Source organism: Paenibacillus rigui (assembly GCF_002234615.1).
GTDB classification, from domain to species: Bacteria; Bacillota; Bacilli; order Paenibacillales; family NBRC-103111; genus Paenibacillus_S; species Paenibacillus_S rigui.
On the sequence record NZ_NMQW01000025.1, the window covers coordinates 86,823 to 102,236 of the forward strand.

Annotated in this window: 19 protein-coding genes; 11 read left to right on the forward strand and 8 right to left on the reverse strand. The window is 52.3% G+C overall.

Annotation, left to right across the window (positions count from 1 at the left end; all coding sequences use genetic code 11):
- Nucleotides 1-23 precede the first annotated feature (23 nt).
- The gene (locus CF651_RS18220; protein WP_425436285.1) at nucleotides 24-698 is read right to left on the reverse strand and encodes an ArsR/SmtB family transcription factor; all 675 of its coding nucleotides are present in this window, start codon (nucleotides 696-698) and stop codon (nucleotides 24-26) included.
- 229 nt (nucleotides 699-927) lie between these two features.
- On the opposite strand from CF651_RS18220, the gene CF651_RS18225 reads away from it, so the two are divergent.
- The 3 genes from CF651_RS18225 to CF651_RS18235 are packed head-to-tail and all read left to right on the forward strand — an operon-like array spanning nucleotide 928 to nucleotide 5,274.
- Nucleotides 928-2,133 carry an ABC transporter substrate-binding protein gene (locus tag CF651_RS18225; protein WP_245856022.1) on the forward strand — a complete coding sequence of 402 codons (1,206 nt, stop codon included), beginning with the start codon at nucleotides 928-930 and terminating at the stop codon, nucleotides 2,131-2,133.
- Nucleotides 2,134-2,147: 14 nt separating this feature from the next.
- A complete protein-coding gene (locus tag CF651_RS18230) occupies nucleotides 2,148-4,025 on the forward strand; it encodes an ABC transporter permease (RefSeq protein WP_094016422.1) in 1,878 nt (625 codons plus the stop codon).
- A 1-nt stretch (nucleotide 4,026) separates the two neighbouring features.
- The gene (locus tag CF651_RS18235) at nucleotides 4,027-5,274 is read left to right on the forward strand and encodes an ABC transporter ATP-binding protein (RefSeq protein ID WP_094016293.1); all 1,248 of its coding nucleotides are present in this window, start codon (nucleotides 4,027-4,029) and stop codon (nucleotides 5,272-5,274) included.
- Here the strand turns inward: CF651_RS18235 and CF651_RS18240 are convergent.
- Nucleotides 5,259-6,095 carry a MurR/RpiR family transcriptional regulator gene (locus CF651_RS18240; RefSeq protein ID WP_094016294.1) on the reverse strand — a complete coding sequence of 279 codons (837 nt, stop codon included), beginning with the start codon at nucleotides 6,093-6,095 and terminating at the stop codon, nucleotides 5,259-5,261. The two genes, CF651_RS18235 and CF651_RS18240, sit on opposite strands and share 16 nt — an antisense overlap.
- Nucleotides 6,096-6,189: 94 nt before the next feature.
- Between CF651_RS18240 and CF651_RS18245 the strand changes: the two genes are divergently transcribed.
- Entirely contained in the window at nucleotides 6,190-6,960 is a 771-nt protein-coding gene (locus CF651_RS18245) for a PHP domain-containing protein (RefSeq protein ID WP_094016295.1), read from the forward strand.
- Between the two features lie 76 nt (nucleotides 6,961-7,036).
- Here CF651_RS18245 and CF651_RS18250 read toward each other — a convergent pair whose 3' ends face one another.
- Entirely contained in the window at nucleotides 7,037-7,369 is a 333-nt protein-coding gene (locus tag CF651_RS18250; protein WP_094016296.1) for a winged helix-turn-helix transcriptional regulator, read from the reverse strand.
- Nucleotides 7,370-7,541: 172 nt separating this feature from the next.
- On the opposite strand from CF651_RS18250, the gene CF651_RS18255 reads away from it, so the two are divergent.
- Both CF651_RS18255 and CF651_RS18260 read left to right on the forward strand, forming a co-directional pair.
- Nucleotides 7,542-8,402 (forward strand): VOC family protein, encoded by an 861-nt coding sequence (locus CF651_RS18255; RefSeq protein ID WP_094016297.1) that lies wholly within the window; start codon nucleotides 7,542-7,544, stop codon nucleotides 8,400-8,402.
- A 33-nt stretch (nucleotides 8,403-8,435) separates the two neighbouring features.
- Nucleotides 8,436-8,846, forward strand: a complete 411-nt coding sequence (locus CF651_RS18260; protein ID WP_179232866.1) for a DoxX family protein — start codon at nucleotides 8,436-8,438, stop codon at nucleotides 8,844-8,846.
- Between the two features lie 154 nt (nucleotides 8,847-9,000).
- Here CF651_RS18260 and CF651_RS18265 read toward each other — a convergent pair whose 3' ends face one another.
- The 4 genes from CF651_RS18265 to CF651_RS18280 form a co-directional block, all read right to left on the reverse strand.
- Complete coding sequence (locus CF651_RS18265) at nucleotides 9,001-9,315, reverse strand: DMT family transporter (RefSeq protein ID WP_094016299.1); 315 nt, start codon at nucleotides 9,313-9,315, stop codon at nucleotides 9,001-9,003.
- 6 nt (nucleotides 9,316-9,321) lie between these two features.
- Entirely contained in the window at nucleotides 9,322-9,681 is a 360-nt protein-coding gene (locus tag CF651_RS18270; RefSeq protein WP_094016300.1) for a DMT family transporter, read from the reverse strand.
- Nucleotides 9,682-9,683: 2 nt separating this feature from the next.
- On the reverse strand, nucleotides 9,684-10,232 hold the full coding sequence (locus tag CF651_RS18275) for a TetR/AcrR family transcriptional regulator (RefSeq protein ID WP_094016301.1): 549 nt from the start codon (nucleotides 10,230-10,232) through the stop codon (nucleotides 9,684-9,686).
- A 122-nt stretch (nucleotides 10,233-10,354) separates the two neighbouring features.
- Nucleotides 10,355-11,341, reverse strand: a complete 987-nt coding sequence (locus CF651_RS18280; RefSeq protein WP_094016302.1) for a cation diffusion facilitator family transporter — start codon at nucleotides 11,339-11,341, stop codon at nucleotides 10,355-10,357.
- A 164-nt stretch (nucleotides 11,342-11,505) separates the two neighbouring features.
- On the opposite strand from CF651_RS18280, the gene CF651_RS18285 reads away from it, so the two are divergent.
- The 3 genes from CF651_RS18285 (at nucleotide 11,506) to CF651_RS18295 (ending at nucleotide 13,361) form a co-directional block, all read left to right on the forward strand.
- Nucleotides 11,506-12,075: a pyridoxamine 5'-phosphate oxidase family protein gene (locus CF651_RS18285; protein WP_094016303.1), complete on the forward strand. Its 570-nt coding sequence runs from the start codon at nucleotides 11,506-11,508 to the stop codon at nucleotides 12,073-12,075.
- Nucleotides 12,076-12,489: 414 nt separating this feature from the next.
- The gene (locus tag CF651_RS18290) at nucleotides 12,490-12,690 is read left to right on the forward strand and encodes a cold-shock protein (protein WP_094016304.1); all 201 of its coding nucleotides are present in this window, start codon (nucleotides 12,490-12,492) and stop codon (nucleotides 12,688-12,690) included.
- A 245-nt stretch (nucleotides 12,691-12,935) separates the two neighbouring features.
- Nucleotides 12,936-13,361 (forward strand): HIT family protein, encoded by a 426-nt coding sequence (locus tag CF651_RS18295; protein WP_094016305.1) that lies wholly within the window; start codon nucleotides 12,936-12,938, stop codon nucleotides 13,359-13,361.
- 165 nt (nucleotides 13,362-13,526) lie between these two features.
- Here the strand turns inward: CF651_RS18295 and CF651_RS32340 are convergent, their stop codons facing one another.
- The gene (locus CF651_RS32340) at nucleotides 13,527-13,700 is read right to left on the reverse strand and encodes a hypothetical protein (RefSeq protein WP_179232867.1); all 174 of its coding nucleotides are present in this window, start codon (nucleotides 13,698-13,700) and stop codon (nucleotides 13,527-13,529) included.
- Between the two features lie 258 nt (nucleotides 13,701-13,958).
- Between CF651_RS32340 and CF651_RS18300 the strand changes: the two genes are divergently transcribed.
- Nucleotides 13,959-14,342 carry a MerR family transcriptional regulator gene (locus tag CF651_RS18300; protein WP_218827864.1) on the forward strand — a complete coding sequence of 128 codons (384 nt, stop codon included), beginning with the start codon at nucleotides 13,959-13,961 and terminating at the stop codon, nucleotides 14,340-14,342.
- A 51-nt stretch (nucleotides 14,343-14,393) separates the two neighbouring features.
- Complete coding sequence (locus tag CF651_RS18305; protein WP_094016306.1) at nucleotides 14,394-15,350, forward strand: aldo/keto reductase; 957 nt, start codon at nucleotides 14,394-14,396, stop codon at nucleotides 15,348-15,350.
- Nucleotides 15,351-15,414 lie beyond the last annotated feature (64 nt).

The window sequence follows — 15,414 nt, forward strand, 5'->3', positions numbered from 1 at the left end:
TTGTTTATAACACTAGTTTTATATTAAGCATCTCCTGGGAGTGAGACATTGGAATATTCCACATAACGTTTCCATTCGTATACGCCTTCTTCCAAACGAGAGGCCTTTATCCCGTTGGTTTTCAAAATTTCAACCGCTTGTGCAGACATGAAGCAGTAAGGACCTCGGCAGTACGCCACAATTTCCTTATCCACCGGTAAAGACGCCAGATGTTCCTCCAGTTCTTCAATGGGTATGGAAATAGCGCCCGGGATATGGCCCATGACATATTCATCCTTTGGCCGCACATCCAGCAATAATACTTCTCCTTTTTCCATTCGTACCCTAAGCTCTTCCAGAGGTATGGGTTCCATACTTGCGTGCTGTTGAACAATTTCATTCTTAAGCCGTTGAATTTCCACTAATTGCTTTTCGCTAAGACGATGCAAGGACACCATAAAATCAGCGACACTTAGTTCAGCAATTTCGTAAATGACATAGTTCCCCTTCTTCGTGAAGCGAACCAATCGGGATTCATGCAAGGTTTGCAAATGCTGTGATACATTGGCAACACTCATTCCGGTCATCTTAGCGAGCTGCTCCACCGATTTAGGACCTTGAGCAAGGATGTCAATCAGCTCTAAGCGTTTAGGACTCGACAGGCATTTACCGATACGAGCAAACTCCTGGTAAAGCTGATCCTTCCATTCTCGTTCCAAGTTCACAAGTAACCACCTCAACTATTCAATTAATTTATTGAATAGTTATAGAATAAAGTTACCGCTGCTTTGTGTCAAGGGACACCTGTAATCTATCCTTCATAATGTAATAAAATTTACATAAATATATAAATGTAATAAATTTAACAATGGTGACACATTCCGTTTACATTCCGATAATAGTTGCTCCCTATAATGACAATTATCCGAGTAAATGGAGGTTATGTTCATGATGAAATGGTTCCAGAGCAGTCGCAGCGGGGCTCCGCTGTTATCCGGCCTTGTACTCATGTCAGTCGCTTTATCCGCTTGCGGAGCGGCTTCAACGACCGGTATAGATGCGGCAGGGACGAACGGTGTATCGGCTAGCGTGAAATCCGCTGCTCCCGCACCGGCAGAGAAGCCGGAAGACTTGTATGAATTGGCGAAGAAAGAGGGAAAGGTCGTCGTTTATTCGACATCGGGCCGCGCCAATGATGCGAAGAAGTCCTTCGAAGCCAAATATCCCGGGGTTACGGTGGAAGTATTCAAGGTGAAGTCGAACGACATGATGGACAAGCTGATCCGGGAGCAGGACGCAGGGCTGTACAACGCGGATTTGATCATTACGAAGGAAGTCAGCGGCGCGGTGGAAGAAGAGATGGTAAAGCCGGGCCGTATTTATAAATATTTGCCGGAGGATATCGCGAAGCATGTGGAGGAGCCGTTCCGCACCCAATCTCCGGGCTATGCGAATTATGTGGAGATGCGGAGCCTTTACTATAACACCGAGGCGTACACCCAACCGCCGGTGACGAACTGGTGGGACTTGACGACGCCGGAATGGAAAGGAAAGGTATACACCGCCGATCCGCTCAGCTCCCCGGCTTTTATGGACCTGTTTACGGCAATGACCGTTAACAGCGAGGATATGAAGAAAGCGTACAAGGATAAGTTCGGCAAAGACATTGAGCTGAACGGAACGGAAAATGCCGGCTATGAATTTATTAAGCGACTTGTAGGCAACGGGCTGATTGTATTGAAGGGCAGCGGCGATGTGCTGGAGGCGATCGGCAAGGCAGGCTCCAAAAGCCCTGCGGTTGGCATTGCCGTATCCGGGGACATGAGCACGGTGGAGGAAGAGGGGCTGAAGGTAGCCCCGATGTTCGATGTGCAGCCCAAGGCTTCCGTGCCGGACGCCGGGTACTTGTATATGGTGAATAAAGCTCCTCATGTCAATGCCGGCAAGCTGCTGATGCGCTGGATGATGGGGGAAGCGGACGGGAAAGCCGAGGGCCTGGTGCCGTTTAACCAGCTGGGGGCCTGGGTTCCGCGCACGGATGTGAAGACGGTCAATGCGTTTCCGTTCGAAAAGCTGAATATGTGGACGTATGACGCACAGGCTTTTTATAAAAACTCGGGCAAAGTCCGTGACTTCTGGATCAAGCTGAAATGAGGCTGAACGAATCTATGCTTGCAGCGAAAAAGACGCCGTCTGCGTCTGATCTGAAGCCCGCCGTGTCCGGTGGCAGCGGGAACCGTCTTCGGTGGACCCGAATAAAGAACACCATCAAGAGCGGGCTTGCCAATCCGGTCTATTGGATCGGTCTGCTGGCCTTTCTCTTTCTCGCTTACACCATCGTCGTGCCGATGCTTGAAATTGTGAAGACGACCCTGCTGTGGAAGCCGCAGGATGTGCGGCTCTCACCGGATGCCAATCCCGGCCACTTCACCTGGTTCCATTGGGCTCGCGTGCTGTCCAGCGAAATGAGCGCATCGATGTTCTACAAGCCGATGCTGAACTCGCTGTCGGTAGGGGTAGCCGTATCGTGCCTATCCCTGCTGCTCGGCACCGGCCTCGCCTGGCTTGTCACGAGAAGCGACATGCCGCTCAAAAAAACGATCGCCTTTCTCGCCGTGATCCCTTACATGCTGCCGTCATGGATTTTTTCCCTGGCATGGCTCACGGTTTTCAAGAACCAAAAGATCGGCGGCAGCGACGGCCTGCTGCAGGCTGTATTTCATATCAATCCGCCGGATTGGCTGTCCTACGGCTTCATCCCGGTCGTAGCCTCGCTTACCGTGCATGACAGTGTCTATTTTTATTTGCTGGTGGGCGTAGCCCTCAGCTCCATGAACAGCCAGCTCGAGGAATCGGCGGGCATTCTCGGCGCGAATCGGCTCACGATTCTCCGGCGTGTCACATTGCCGCTTGTGCTGCCCGCTATCCTGTCGGCTCTTATTCTTACCTTCACGAAGGCGATGGGCTCCTTCGGTCCGCCCGCGCTGCTGGGGCTGCCGGTCAATTATTATACGATCTCGACGATGCTCTACAGCAGCATGCGCAACCGGATGATTACCGAATCTTACGTGCTGAGCCTCATCCTGATCGGGATATCGGTCGTAACGATCTATTTTAACCAAAAAATGATCGGACGGCGCAAAAGCTTCGTCACCATAGGGGGCAAGGACGGCAGAAGATCGCTTACCTCTCTCGGGAAATGGAGGCTCCCGGCCGCAGGCTTCACGATGCTGTTCATGGCGGCGATTGCGATCTTCCCGCTCCTGCTGCTCGTCTGGCAAACCTTCATGCTGAAGGATGGCGACTACAGCTTCAGCAACCTGACGCTCCATTATTGGAACGGAGAGTCCAATCCGAAGATCGCCTCCGGCGAGGTCGGCGTGCTTAAAAATCAAGGGATCTGGCTCGCGCTCAAAAATTCAGTTGTCATTGCGCTTATCGCCTCCACGCTTGCGGCGGTATTCGGTCTGCTGCTCGGCTATCTCATTTACCGCGGCAAACAAAAGCAAAGGCTGCTTTCGAGCTGGATCGAGCACATCTCGTTCTTTCCCTATCTGATTCCCGGTATTTCACTGTCGGCGATTTACATCTCGATGTTCGCCAAGCCGACCTGGTTTCTCCCTGCGCTGTACGGGACGCTCGGACTGATCATTCTGATCACACTCGTCAAGGAGCTGCCGTTCACCACGCGTGCGGGCACCGGCGCAATGATGCAGATCGGCGGAGAGCTGGAGGAGGCGGCGCAGATCCAAGGTGCCGGTTGGCTGCGGCGGTTCACCCGGATTTTACTGCCCTTGAGCCGTAAAAGCTTGATCAGCAGCTTTCTGCTCGTCTTTGTCGGAGCGATGAAGGAAATGGATCTCATTATTTTGCTGATTACCCCCAAAACAGGGACTTTGACCACGCTGACGTTCTGGTATGCCGAGAAAGGCTATTTCCAGTTCACCGACGCGCTCATTCTTATCATTATTGTCATCATAATGATCATGTACTATCTTGCGACGAAGCTGGGTAAGGCGGATTTGACGAAGGGGATAGGTGGCTGACATGGGCCTTATTGAACTGAAGCAGGTAAACAAGCATTTTGACGGAAATCCCATTTTGAGAAATTTGAGCCTTCATATCGAGGAAGGCGATTTTATGACCTTTCTCGGGCCTTCCGGCTGCGGGAAGACGACGACGCTTCGAATGATCGCAGGCTTGGAGCATCCGGAGTCCGGCACCATCGTCATTGATGGGAAGCTGGCCGACGACGGGCGGGCCGCTTTTCACAAGGCTTCGTCGGAGCGGGGCCTCAGCCTTGTATTTCAAAGCTATGCGCTGTGGCCTCACATGAGCGTATTCGACAATGTGGCCTTCGGGCTCACGATGAAGAAGCTGCCCAAGCCCGCCATCCGCGCCAAAGTGGAGGAAGCGTTGGAGAAGATGCGCATTCTCGATCTGACGGACCGCTATCCGTCGGAGCTGTCCGGCGGTCAGCAGCAGCGGGTCGCCATTGCCCGCGCCATCGTCACGGAGCCGCGCATCCTGCTGCTGGATGAGCCGTTGTCCAATCTCGACGCAAAGCTGCGCATGGAGATGCGCGCCGAGCTCAAACGGCTGCACCGCGAGCTGAAGACGACGATCATCTATGTTACGCACGATCAGGTCGAAGCGCTGACGCTGTCTACGAAGATCGCGGTGTTTTTCCAAGGAGAGCTGGTTCAGGTGGATACGCCGAGTGAGCTGTACCGCAACCCGGCTACATTGCAGGTGGCCGATTTCATCGGTAACCCGAGCATCAACTTCGTAGAAGCGTTTCCCGTCGGAGCTCCGAAGGATGGCAGGCTCATGACGCAATCCGGCTTGGGCCGGTTGGACGTATCCTGCGAATCGCCGCCGGAACGGGGCTTAACGCTGGCGGTCAAGCCTGAGGACATTACGGTGCGGACGGCACCGGAGGAGAAGGCGATTGCCTGCACGGTATACTCGGTCTTTCCTGCCGGCTCGGAGACACTGCTCCAGCTGACGGCCGGCAACCTGCTGCTCATGGCGAAGCTGCTCGGGCAGGTGGAGCTCGACACGGACAGCCAAGTGTGGATCACCGTTCCGACGGAGAAGATCAATGTGTATGATGCGGCAACCGGCAGGCTGCTGTCCCGATACGGCAAGCCTGCTGTGGAGGCAGGCCGTATCCCAGCCGCTGCGGTTCAGGTGCAGGAGGCTGGAACGGGAGCGGGCCCCGGCCATGGCCATGCTCCAGAGGCGGATGCTCCGGAGGCGAAACCGAAGGAGCCGGCTTATTTGGGGAGGTAGGGGGCGTATTGCTTGCGCAGCGCGTTGAACTGCTCCAGATTTTTCAGGGTCGCTTCTTTATTGTTCATGCCTACGGCTACGATCAAGCTTTCGACTAGGGCTGTCGGTGCGACCATGGAATGAAACTCCCACATTTGACCGCGAAATGCATACAGGATGAGATCCGCGTTGGCCAGCATGTCCGACACGAGCACATCGGTAATCAGGATCGACCTGCAGCCGATCTCTCTCGCCCGATCGAGCAGCACCTTCGTCTCGGGGTGCATATTGACGAAGCCGAAGACGATAACGACATCCTCCGGCTGCAGCAGCGGCAAGTATTCGTACAGCTCGCGGCCGCTTTTGGGCAGCGATTGAATGGCGTAACCGAACCGCATGAGCCGGAACCGGAGCAGGCTGCCGAGCCCTTCTGAAGGTCCCGGGGCGTATACATACATATGCTTGGCGGCGTTCATCGCCTCGACGGCCAGCCGAAAATGCTCGCGGGACAGCTCGCCTGACGTTTCGGTCAAATATTGAACGCCAAGCTCCATCATATGCCCCGGCAAATCGTCGGCCTCCACCTTGTTCAGCATATTGCGCATTTTATTGGCTGGGGATATATCCCGTTCTTCCAACAGAGCGAGCTTGAAATCCTTAAGGTTCTTGTATCCGACCGTCTTCCAGAAGCGGGAGACGGAGGCAATGCTGATTTGGAGCTCCGTAGCGATGTCCTGCTCCGTCAGCAGCGGCATTCTAAGATGATTTTTCTCGATAAAATCCGCAATTTTCTTTTGATTCGAGGAGAGGGCCGCAAGATTCCATTGAAACTTTTTTTCCATGCTTGTACAGGCTCCTTTACCGCACTTGTCTATAAGATTCATTATACTTGAAAGCCAACTTGAAAGTAATCCAAACCAATGGGAGAGACCAGGCATGATTATCGATTTTCACACACATATGAAATTAACGAAAAAAGTGGCGTTTTCGCTCGAATATTTCCGCAAATCCATTGAGGAGGCGAAGGAGAGCGGGCTGACCGCGCTGACACTGACAGAGCATTTTAATACGTACCGTTTCGGGGATATGTACGATGCTTTGGACCAGGAATATGCTTATCATGGCGATTGCTATGATGTGGACGGCTTCAAGGTGTTCACGGGAATGGAGATTGATGTGAAGGAGGGCGGCCACATCCTATTCGTGGGCAATCGGCAGGCGATTCGAGACATTCGCAGGCAGCTGGACGGGCATGAGACGGAGGACCGTTTTATCGGGCTGGAGACGCTGTTTCGTATCGGGGAGCCGTACGATTTGCTCAAAACCGGCGCACACCCGTTCCGGGAGTCCAATCCGCTGCACCATGTGGCGGCCGAGCTGCTGATGCAGTTCGACTGCTTCGATCTAAACGGCAAGGACATGTACAAATACGGCGTCGACACAATGCGCGAGCAGGTGCTGAAATTCGGCTCCCAGCTCGGCGTGCCGGTTGTCGGGGGAAGCGATACACATCATCCGATGCAGTTCGGGTGCGTTGTGAATCATCTGGACGAAGCGTGCACCACCGTAGCTGAATTGAAACGCTCTGTTCAGCAGGGGCGGTACCGAATCGACATATCGCCGTGTCTGGCCACGAAGGTTAAAGCGGCGAATACGATCAAAAAAATGCTTAAAGCAAATCTGGAGCCGGGCGCAGTGGTAAGCTGACGGCCCGCCACAACAAAAATCGACCCTATTCAGCGGCTGCTGTGAGGGTCGATTCTTTTTTTGGGGAAGGGAACAATCAGGCTTGTACCTCCGCCTCTAATTTCACCCAAGCTTGGGACCAAGCTTCAATTCCCCGAATGATCGGCTCGATGGCACGGCCTTTGTCGGTTAAAGAGTATTCTATACGAACGGGTGTCTCGGGATAGACATCCCTCTTGACAATCCCTTCCTGCTCCAGGTCCTTGAGTCTTTCGGACAACAGCCTGCCGCTGATGCTGGGAAGCGCCGACTCGATCGTACAGAAACGCTGAGGCCCCGCCAACAGCTGATGAATGATCAGCCCCGACCACCGTTTACTTAAAATCTGCATGCCTTTTTCAAATCTGGGGCATAAGGATGATGTATCCATAGTAATCACCTCGTTACTTAGTATTATATCAAAAGCCGCTTGCGTAACAAAGTAATTTTTTATATATAAGTTACTTGACATAAATTATTTGTTTAAGTATACTTTGTTACGAAAAGTAACTAACTTAATGATTCTGTAGCAGACGGCAGAAACTTTTAGGAGGTAACCCCCCATGACGTATTTTTTAGATCCAAATCTCGAGATAGGCCAAGTGAAGCTCAGAGTCAGCCATTTGGACACCTCGCTTGCTTTTTATCAGGAAGTGGTGGGTCTGCGGGTTGTGGAGCGGACCGAAGGGACGGCAGCTCTTGCAGCGGCAGACAGTCAAACCCCGCTGCTGCTACTCGAGCAAATTCCGAATGCGGTGAAGCTGCCCAGAAGATCCGCCGCGGGGCTGTATCACTTTGCTATTCTGCTGCCTAACCGCAAGGCGCTGGGGCTTTCGCTGCGCAATTTGATCCGCTCGGGCATCCATATCGGCAGCTCGGACCATTTGGTGAGCGAGGCGCTGTACATTGCCGATCCGGACAACAACGGCATTGAAATTTATGCGGACCGCCCGCGGTCGGCTTGGCAGTATGAAGCGTCGGGCCACGTGAAGATGGCGACGATACCTCTCGACGGCGACAGCTTGCTGGCTGAGGCCGGGGATGCCGAGTGGAACGGACTGCCGGAGGGAACGAAGATCGGACACATTCATCTTCATGTCAGTGACCTGCGGGAGACCGAAGCTTTTTACAACGGAGTGCTAGGCTTCGACATCGTCGCCAAATACGGAGACAGCGCGCTGTTCATCTCGGCCGGCGGGTATCACCACCATATCGGTTTGAATAGCTGGGCAGGCGCAGGGGCACCTCTGGCACCGTCGAATGCGGCAGGGCTGGACTACTTCACGGTACAGTTCTCCGATGCGGAGCAGCTGAACCATACGCTGGAGCGCCTTCAAAGCAAGGGAGTGGCCCCTTCGCAGCTGAAGGACGGAGCCTGGATCGTGCACGACCCTTCAGGCATTGCCATTCATTTGGTCATCTGAATATCATACGGAACCATATAGGAGGATTAGATTGTGACAAAGAAAACAGAAGTCGGCTTGCTGCTTGTTCGATTGGTCGTAGGGATTACTTTTTTAATTCATGGGATTATTAAATTTCAAAGCGGGATCGGCAATATTGCCGGCTGGTTTGAAAGCATCGGGCTTCCGGGCTTTACGGCGTATGCAACAGCTATCATTGAAGTGGCTGGCGGGATCGCCATGATCATCGGACTCGGTACGCGAATTGTGGCGGTCTTGTTCGCTGTGGTCATGGCAGGAGCGATCTTGATGGCGAAGCTGGGAGCAGGCTTCACAGGCACACCGCAAATGGCGGGCTATGAGCTTGAATTGGCATTGCTGGCCGTATCCGTCCTACTGGCCTTAAGCGGCAGCAGCCTGCTTGCAGTTGGAAAAGGGTCCAACGCTGCTACCAAGGAAGCGTAACATGCCCGGTGAATGACCATGCCGGTGGATTAGAATACATCGTGAAAAAACAACAAGGCATCCCCTCTTTATCGAGGGAGGTGCCTTGTTATTTTTGTATTAGAGGAAAAGCAGCGGTGTGGCGCTGCATGACGGTGGTTGACCTGTGCGGGGCTTAACCGGTCACTTTCAAGCCGATGACACCCGCGATAATCATGAGGATGCATGCAATCCGCTTCGGATCGCGGGATTCCCCGAAAGCGATGATGCCTACAATAGAGGCTCCCGCCGCCCCGATACCGGTCCAAATGCTGTAAGCCGTTCCGATAGGAATATGCTTTAAAGCCATAGACAAGCTGTACAGACTCAGTCCCATAGCGCACAGGCAGACGAGTGTCGGCTTCCATCGCGTGAAACCGTCCGATTTTTTAATGAAAATAACGGAGACAACCTCCATAAGTCCGGCAAAAATTAAAAATACCCAAGACATGTTCCATCAAGCCTCTCGCTGAGATTTGGAGGTGGGAGTGCTCTCCTCCTTGGGCGTCACCAGCTTCAGGCCGAGAAGGCCTCCGACTAATAACGCAATAAACAACAGCCGCAGCGCATCCTTCGGCTCCCCCAGAAACAGCATGCCTACAATGACCGTGCCGGCGGCACCGATCCCGGTAAAGACGGCATAGGCTGTTCCGACGGGCAAATTTTTCAAGGACAGTGCATACAGATAAAAGCTGAGGACGATGCAGGTCAAGGTCAGCAGACTGGGGACGAGCTTCGTAAAGCCGTCCGTCATCGCAAGACCGGTGGCCCAGCCGACGTCCATTAAACCTCCGATTACGACATAAATCCACGCCATGGTTAGTTCTCCTCCTTCGTTGCGGGGGCCATCATGTATTTCAGCACAGCGGCTTTCATCGGTTCCGATAACGGCGCGAAGCCGAACAGCTCGGAGAAAAAGAGGCCGTCGGCTGCAAGACGAATGACCGTAGCGGCCACCGGATCGGCTTCGGTGGTTTCGATGCGCTGCTGCCAGGCCTCATACCGCTCCTTGATCGGCTGCAGCAAATCCGGATTCATCGCTGCTGCGGCCATCACCGCCGCATTCATCTCCAAATCCTCCTTCGTCAGCTGAACTGTTTTGATCAAAAAGGCTTGTGCCCATCGATTATTGGTCAATTCGGCATTCGTAGCCGACTCCAGCTCGGTTTCTTTATCGAACCGATCAAGAAAATCCTCCATCAGCGCCTTGATCAGCGCGTCCTTGGAGGGAAAGTGATACAGCAGGCCGCCTTTGCTGACGCCCGCTTCCTTGGCAACCGCATCCAGGGTCAGCGTAGCGGCGCCCTTCTCCTGCACTAATTGGCAGGCGGCTTTTAGCAGGGCGGTACGCTTCGTTACGTTTTCCATCGTTCGTTGACGCCTCCTATTCCTGTACTTACTATACCGTCTGGACGGTTTAGTTTCAAGGCAAGAAAAGAGCCATCAGGACGCCTGACGGCTCTTCTTAATTGGATCTCTAAATCTAAAGGTTATCCTTGCGTCACCGCAGGCCGGGACTCCGCTTTATTCCAGTCCTGCACCCCGTTATCCTCGATAATGCCGAGAATGACGTCTGAAATATCCGGGTCATTCAGCAGCTTATCCCGTACCCGGAACTTGATATCATCCGCATCGGCAAGGGAGAGGCCCTTAATCAGCTCAATATAGCCCTCCACATGGTAAAACCGGCCTTCCTGAATAATCCGCAATTTATTAATATCCGTGACATGGGAGTCCGCCAGAATCATTCTTGCGACTTTATCCTCCACAGCTTTGGGTGCCGCTACACCGATCAAGCCGACCATATTGTCATAGCCTACCTTGAATACGACACCGATCATGAGGCAGCCGATAAGGATCGTTGCAATACCGTCCAGCAGCTGTACGCTCGTGAAGGTGGATACGAGAACGGCGATCAGAGCCAGGGTTGAGCCGAGAGTAGCAACCAAATCCTCATAAAAAACAAGTCGGGTCGGGGGCGCAGCCCGTCCGACATGCTTGAAGGAGGCTGCAAAAATGGCGAATCCCTTCGCCTCCGCCCGGGTTTCGTGGACAATTTCCTTCATCGCTTTCACCCAGACGACCCCGTCGACGATGATCGCTACAGCCAGAACGATAAAATTAATCCAGAAATGGCTGGAATGTGCAGGGTGATTCAGCAGATGAATGCCTTCCTTGATGGTTTCATAGGCCATGATCGAGACGACAATAACAGCGACCATGCAAAATATATTAATGACACGTCCGAAGCCGACAGGAAATTTGGGGGATGGCTTCCGTTCCGCCAATACACTTCCTACGAATACGAACCCTTGATTAATGGCGTCCGCCACGGAGTGCATAGCCGAGGCAAACATCGCCCCGCTGCCGCTCATGGCTGCTGCAATAGCTTTCAATATGGCGATGCCCGTGTTCCCTATGGCTGCCGTGAGGGAAGACATATTTCCTTTTTTCAGTGTTTCCAGCAATGAACTCATAGATTTTGATTAGACCTCCGTTGAGATTGTTACTGCCATCATCTTTTAGCATTAAAAAGTACATACGGATGGATCTTCCAAAAGTAACAGGGAAGTTGTAAATTTATAGTTAGTATCCGACGAGGCATAGGTTAGTATGTAACTTTCGATAATGAGGTGAAGTGATGGGGAAAATGTTTTCAGCTATATTGCCAGAGCATGAGGCCTTTATACGCAAGCAGCATGTTTTCTTTGTAGGCTCGGCCCCTATGAATGAGGAAGGGCACGTGAACATTTCACCGAAAGGGCACGATGTGCTTCGCATCTTGTCACCGACAGCGGTAGCTTATCTGGATTTGACGGGCAGCGGGAATGAGACGAGCGCGCATCTGGAGGATAACGGACGGATTACGTTTCTCTTCATGGCCGTTGAAGGGCCACCGATGATTCTCCGATTGTACGGAAAGGGCAGAGTCATTCTTCCTGGAACGGAAGCGTGGGAGGCGCTTGCCCCGCAATTCGAGCTGCTTCCGGGTGCGAGGCAAATCATTTATGCCGATCTCCACGCGGTCAAAACCTCCTGCGGCTACAGCGTTCCTTTCTTCTCGTACGAAGGCGAGCGCGAGACGCTCCAAAAGTGGGCTGCCGCCAAAGGCGAGCCAGCCTTGCAGGAATACCGTTTGGAGAAAAATACGCTCAGTATGGATGGACAGCTTACTACGTACGGACAGCTGATGAAGAAGACGGAGACTTAAAGCCGCCGCCATCCCAAAGCTGAATTTGTAATGAAGCTGTAATGTGTTTTTCATCTGTTGTTAATGAAACATGCCTATAATACAAGATGACCCCCTTTTTTAATATATAAATGCTTGGGACTCGCGGCCCGTTGCTGCGGGTCTCCTTTTTTTAGTGCGATACGGGTGTGGAATCGAAGCGTTTTTTACGTTAGGAGGCGTCTAGTAATGAAATTTTTGGAAGGGCGCAGGGATCAACTTGCTTTTCCCTAATCGGCATGGTATGATGTACTCAACTGTAAAGCTGTAACCTTTCTTCACATATTGTAAAGGGTTACCAAGTGTACTTTGGTACTTTTTCCAATGTGTGAATTTTTATTTTACTTTCGGTGAATAAAAGGAACATGTTAAATTTAATTTTGGAGGTAATTCCCCATGCAAACAGGAACAGTTAAATGGTTTAACGCAGAGAAAGGCTTTGGCTTTATCGAGGTTGAAGGCGGCAACGATGTATTCGTTCACTTCAGCGCGATTCAAGGCGACGGCTTCAAAACTTTGGACGAAGGCCAACAAGTTCAATTCAACGTGGTACAAGGCAACCGTGGACCACAAGCTGAGAACGTTGTAAAGCTGTAATCTAACAACAGAGACTGCCTCTAACTTCGGTTAGAGGCAGTTTTTTATTTGTCTTGGCATATTCAAGGTGTCGGCAGAAGCCCTTTTCTTGGGAAGCAGCGTATTTCGGGCTGTTAAGCAGCGCTTTAGGGCAGAAAACAGTAAGCGCTATCACAATGGAGATGGACAATCGCAATGGAGACGTTTAGTATAAGAAATAGGGAAAAAGAGGTAAGTTCATTTTATTGGTAAGAGGAGCGGAATTCATGACCCAAGCCTGTATTTATTGTGCCCAGGACGAACGGATCGACAAGCTGATGATCGAAATCTGCAAGCTTCGGGTATCTACGGTGTATTTGTTTCGGGAGCAAACGTACCCTGGACGTTGTATCGTAGCTTTGAATGAGCATGCGCGTGAGTTTTTCCATTTGCCGCAGGATACGCAGGATGCCTTCATGCGGGATGTGGCTCAGACGGCAAGCGCTATAGAGCGCGCCTTTGGGCCGGACAAAATTAATTATGGGGCCTTCGGGGATACGATGCCGCATTTGCATTTCCATGTGGTACCGAAATATGAAGGCGGGCATGCGTGGGGCAAGATGTTCGAGATGAATCCTGCGGATAACCTGCAGCTAAGTGATGAGGTCTACAAGGAACGTATTGCGGCCATTCTGGAACAGCTGCAAGCCTGATTTTATTTTAAAGCGTTGCTGAAGTTCCCCTACGCGGGGCGATATAGGGAAAGAGCAGCCTGTTTGAACAGGACTGCTCTTTTTTGCGGGTAAAAAAGGCGCTATCGCGGCCTTTTTCCATGGGGGATCACAGATCCCCGTTTGACGCGCTGTGGGTACGTTCGGTTAAAGGATGTCAGCGCTTTGAATGGCATGCTCCCAGCTGGGGAAGTAGTAAAGTGCATTTTGCATCAGCTCCGGATGGGACTGCTTAATTTTTTTCTTGCTTAACGGGTCTCCGATCTGTTTGAGCTGCTGAATTTGAGCCATCACATCTACCACACTCATGTTAGCTTCCATTGGGTACACCCCTTTTCATCGAGTTACTGTAACTATTGCCATCCGGCCGTTGTTTTATACCCTAGTAATTGGATGAATGTAGGGGATTGGTAGGAGGGATCGTCACCTTACTTCACAATGCGAGAATTGTTTTTCAATGTTCATGCTCGAAACTATAATAGAGCTAGATACTTTTTATGGAAAAAAAGATCCGCTCTGGGTTGACTTCGAGCGCGCTCTAAATAGTAAACTGAACGAAATCAGCGAGGAGGCCTCTTCATGATTGACATGGAATTAACGATTCAGCAGGTGGCTGCCAAAACGGAGCTAAGTGTACACACCCTGAGATATTATGAAAGAATCGGTCTAATGGAACCGATAAGCCGGGCGACAAACGGTCATCGCTCTTACCATCTAAAAGACCTGGAATGGATTGTGCTGCTGAAACGGCTGCGTACTACGGGAATGCCGATTGCGCAAATGCAGCGGTTCGCAAGCATGATGCGCTTGGGGGACGCAGGGATTTCCCAACGAAGGGCTCTGCTGGAGGAGCACGAGGCGGACCTGCTTGGGCAGGTGAAGGAGCTCCAGGAAACACTCGCTCTGCTGAAAGACAAGATAGCCTACTACAAGGCGTGGGAAGCGGGGCAGGTACAAAGGTAGGAGGATGCTCCCGATTGAAGCTCGGAATTTATTTTCGAGGAGGCACATTTCATGCGTCAAATACAGCTAGGCAGCACGGGAATTCAGGTAAGCGTCATGGCTTTGGGATGCTTGAACTTCGGCTCCCGGGACGATCGAGAGACGTCCTACGGTTTGCTCGATGCGTATGAGGAGGCGGGCGGGACGTTTCTGGACACATCCAACAACTATGCCTTCTGGAACGAGGGGTGCGTCGGCGGGGAGAGCGAATTGCTGCTTGGACAGTGGATGAAGGAACGCGGGAACCGGAACCGGATGGTTGTGGCGACCAAGGTGGGGGCCAAGCCGACCTTCCCGGGCGGGGGCTTCGAGAACATGGAAGGGCTGAGCCGCAAAGCCATCGAACAAGCGCTGGATGAGAGTCTGCTGCGGCTCGGAACGGATTACGTCGATTTGTATTATGCTCACATTGATGACACGAGGACACCTCTGGAAGAGACGCTGGAGACGCTCGACGGGCTGGTTCGTGCGGGGAAGGTCAGAGCCATCGGCTGCAGCAATTATCGATTGCCGAGAATCATGGAGGCCCAAAGCATTTGTGAAGCCCGCAGCTGGACCGGATACGCCTGCATCCAACAGCGGTATACGTTTCTCCATCCGCAGCCGGAAGCGGACTTCGGGGTTCAGGTGAGCGCGGATGAGGAGCTGCTGAGCTATTGCCGGAGCCGGGATGACTTTGCGCTTCTTGCCTACTCACCGCTGCTCAACGGCGCTTATACGAGACAGGACGGTCCTCTGCCGGATCAATACGAAGGGCATGCTGCGCGGGCAAGGCTCGGTGTATTAAGGGAAGTTGCGGCTGAGACCGGAAGGACGCCGAATCAAGTCGTACTGGCTTGGCTTATGCAAAGCACACCTGCGGCGTTACCTCTGATTGCTGTCAGCAGCAAGGTGCAATTGCAGGAAAACCTGGGCTCGCTGCACATTCGGCTGACGCCGGATCAGCTGGACCGCTTAACGAAAGCTTAGCTATATAAATGATTTAGTTCCATAAGGAAGGGGCTGCCTCGACAGCCCTTTTGTGCGTAGAAAG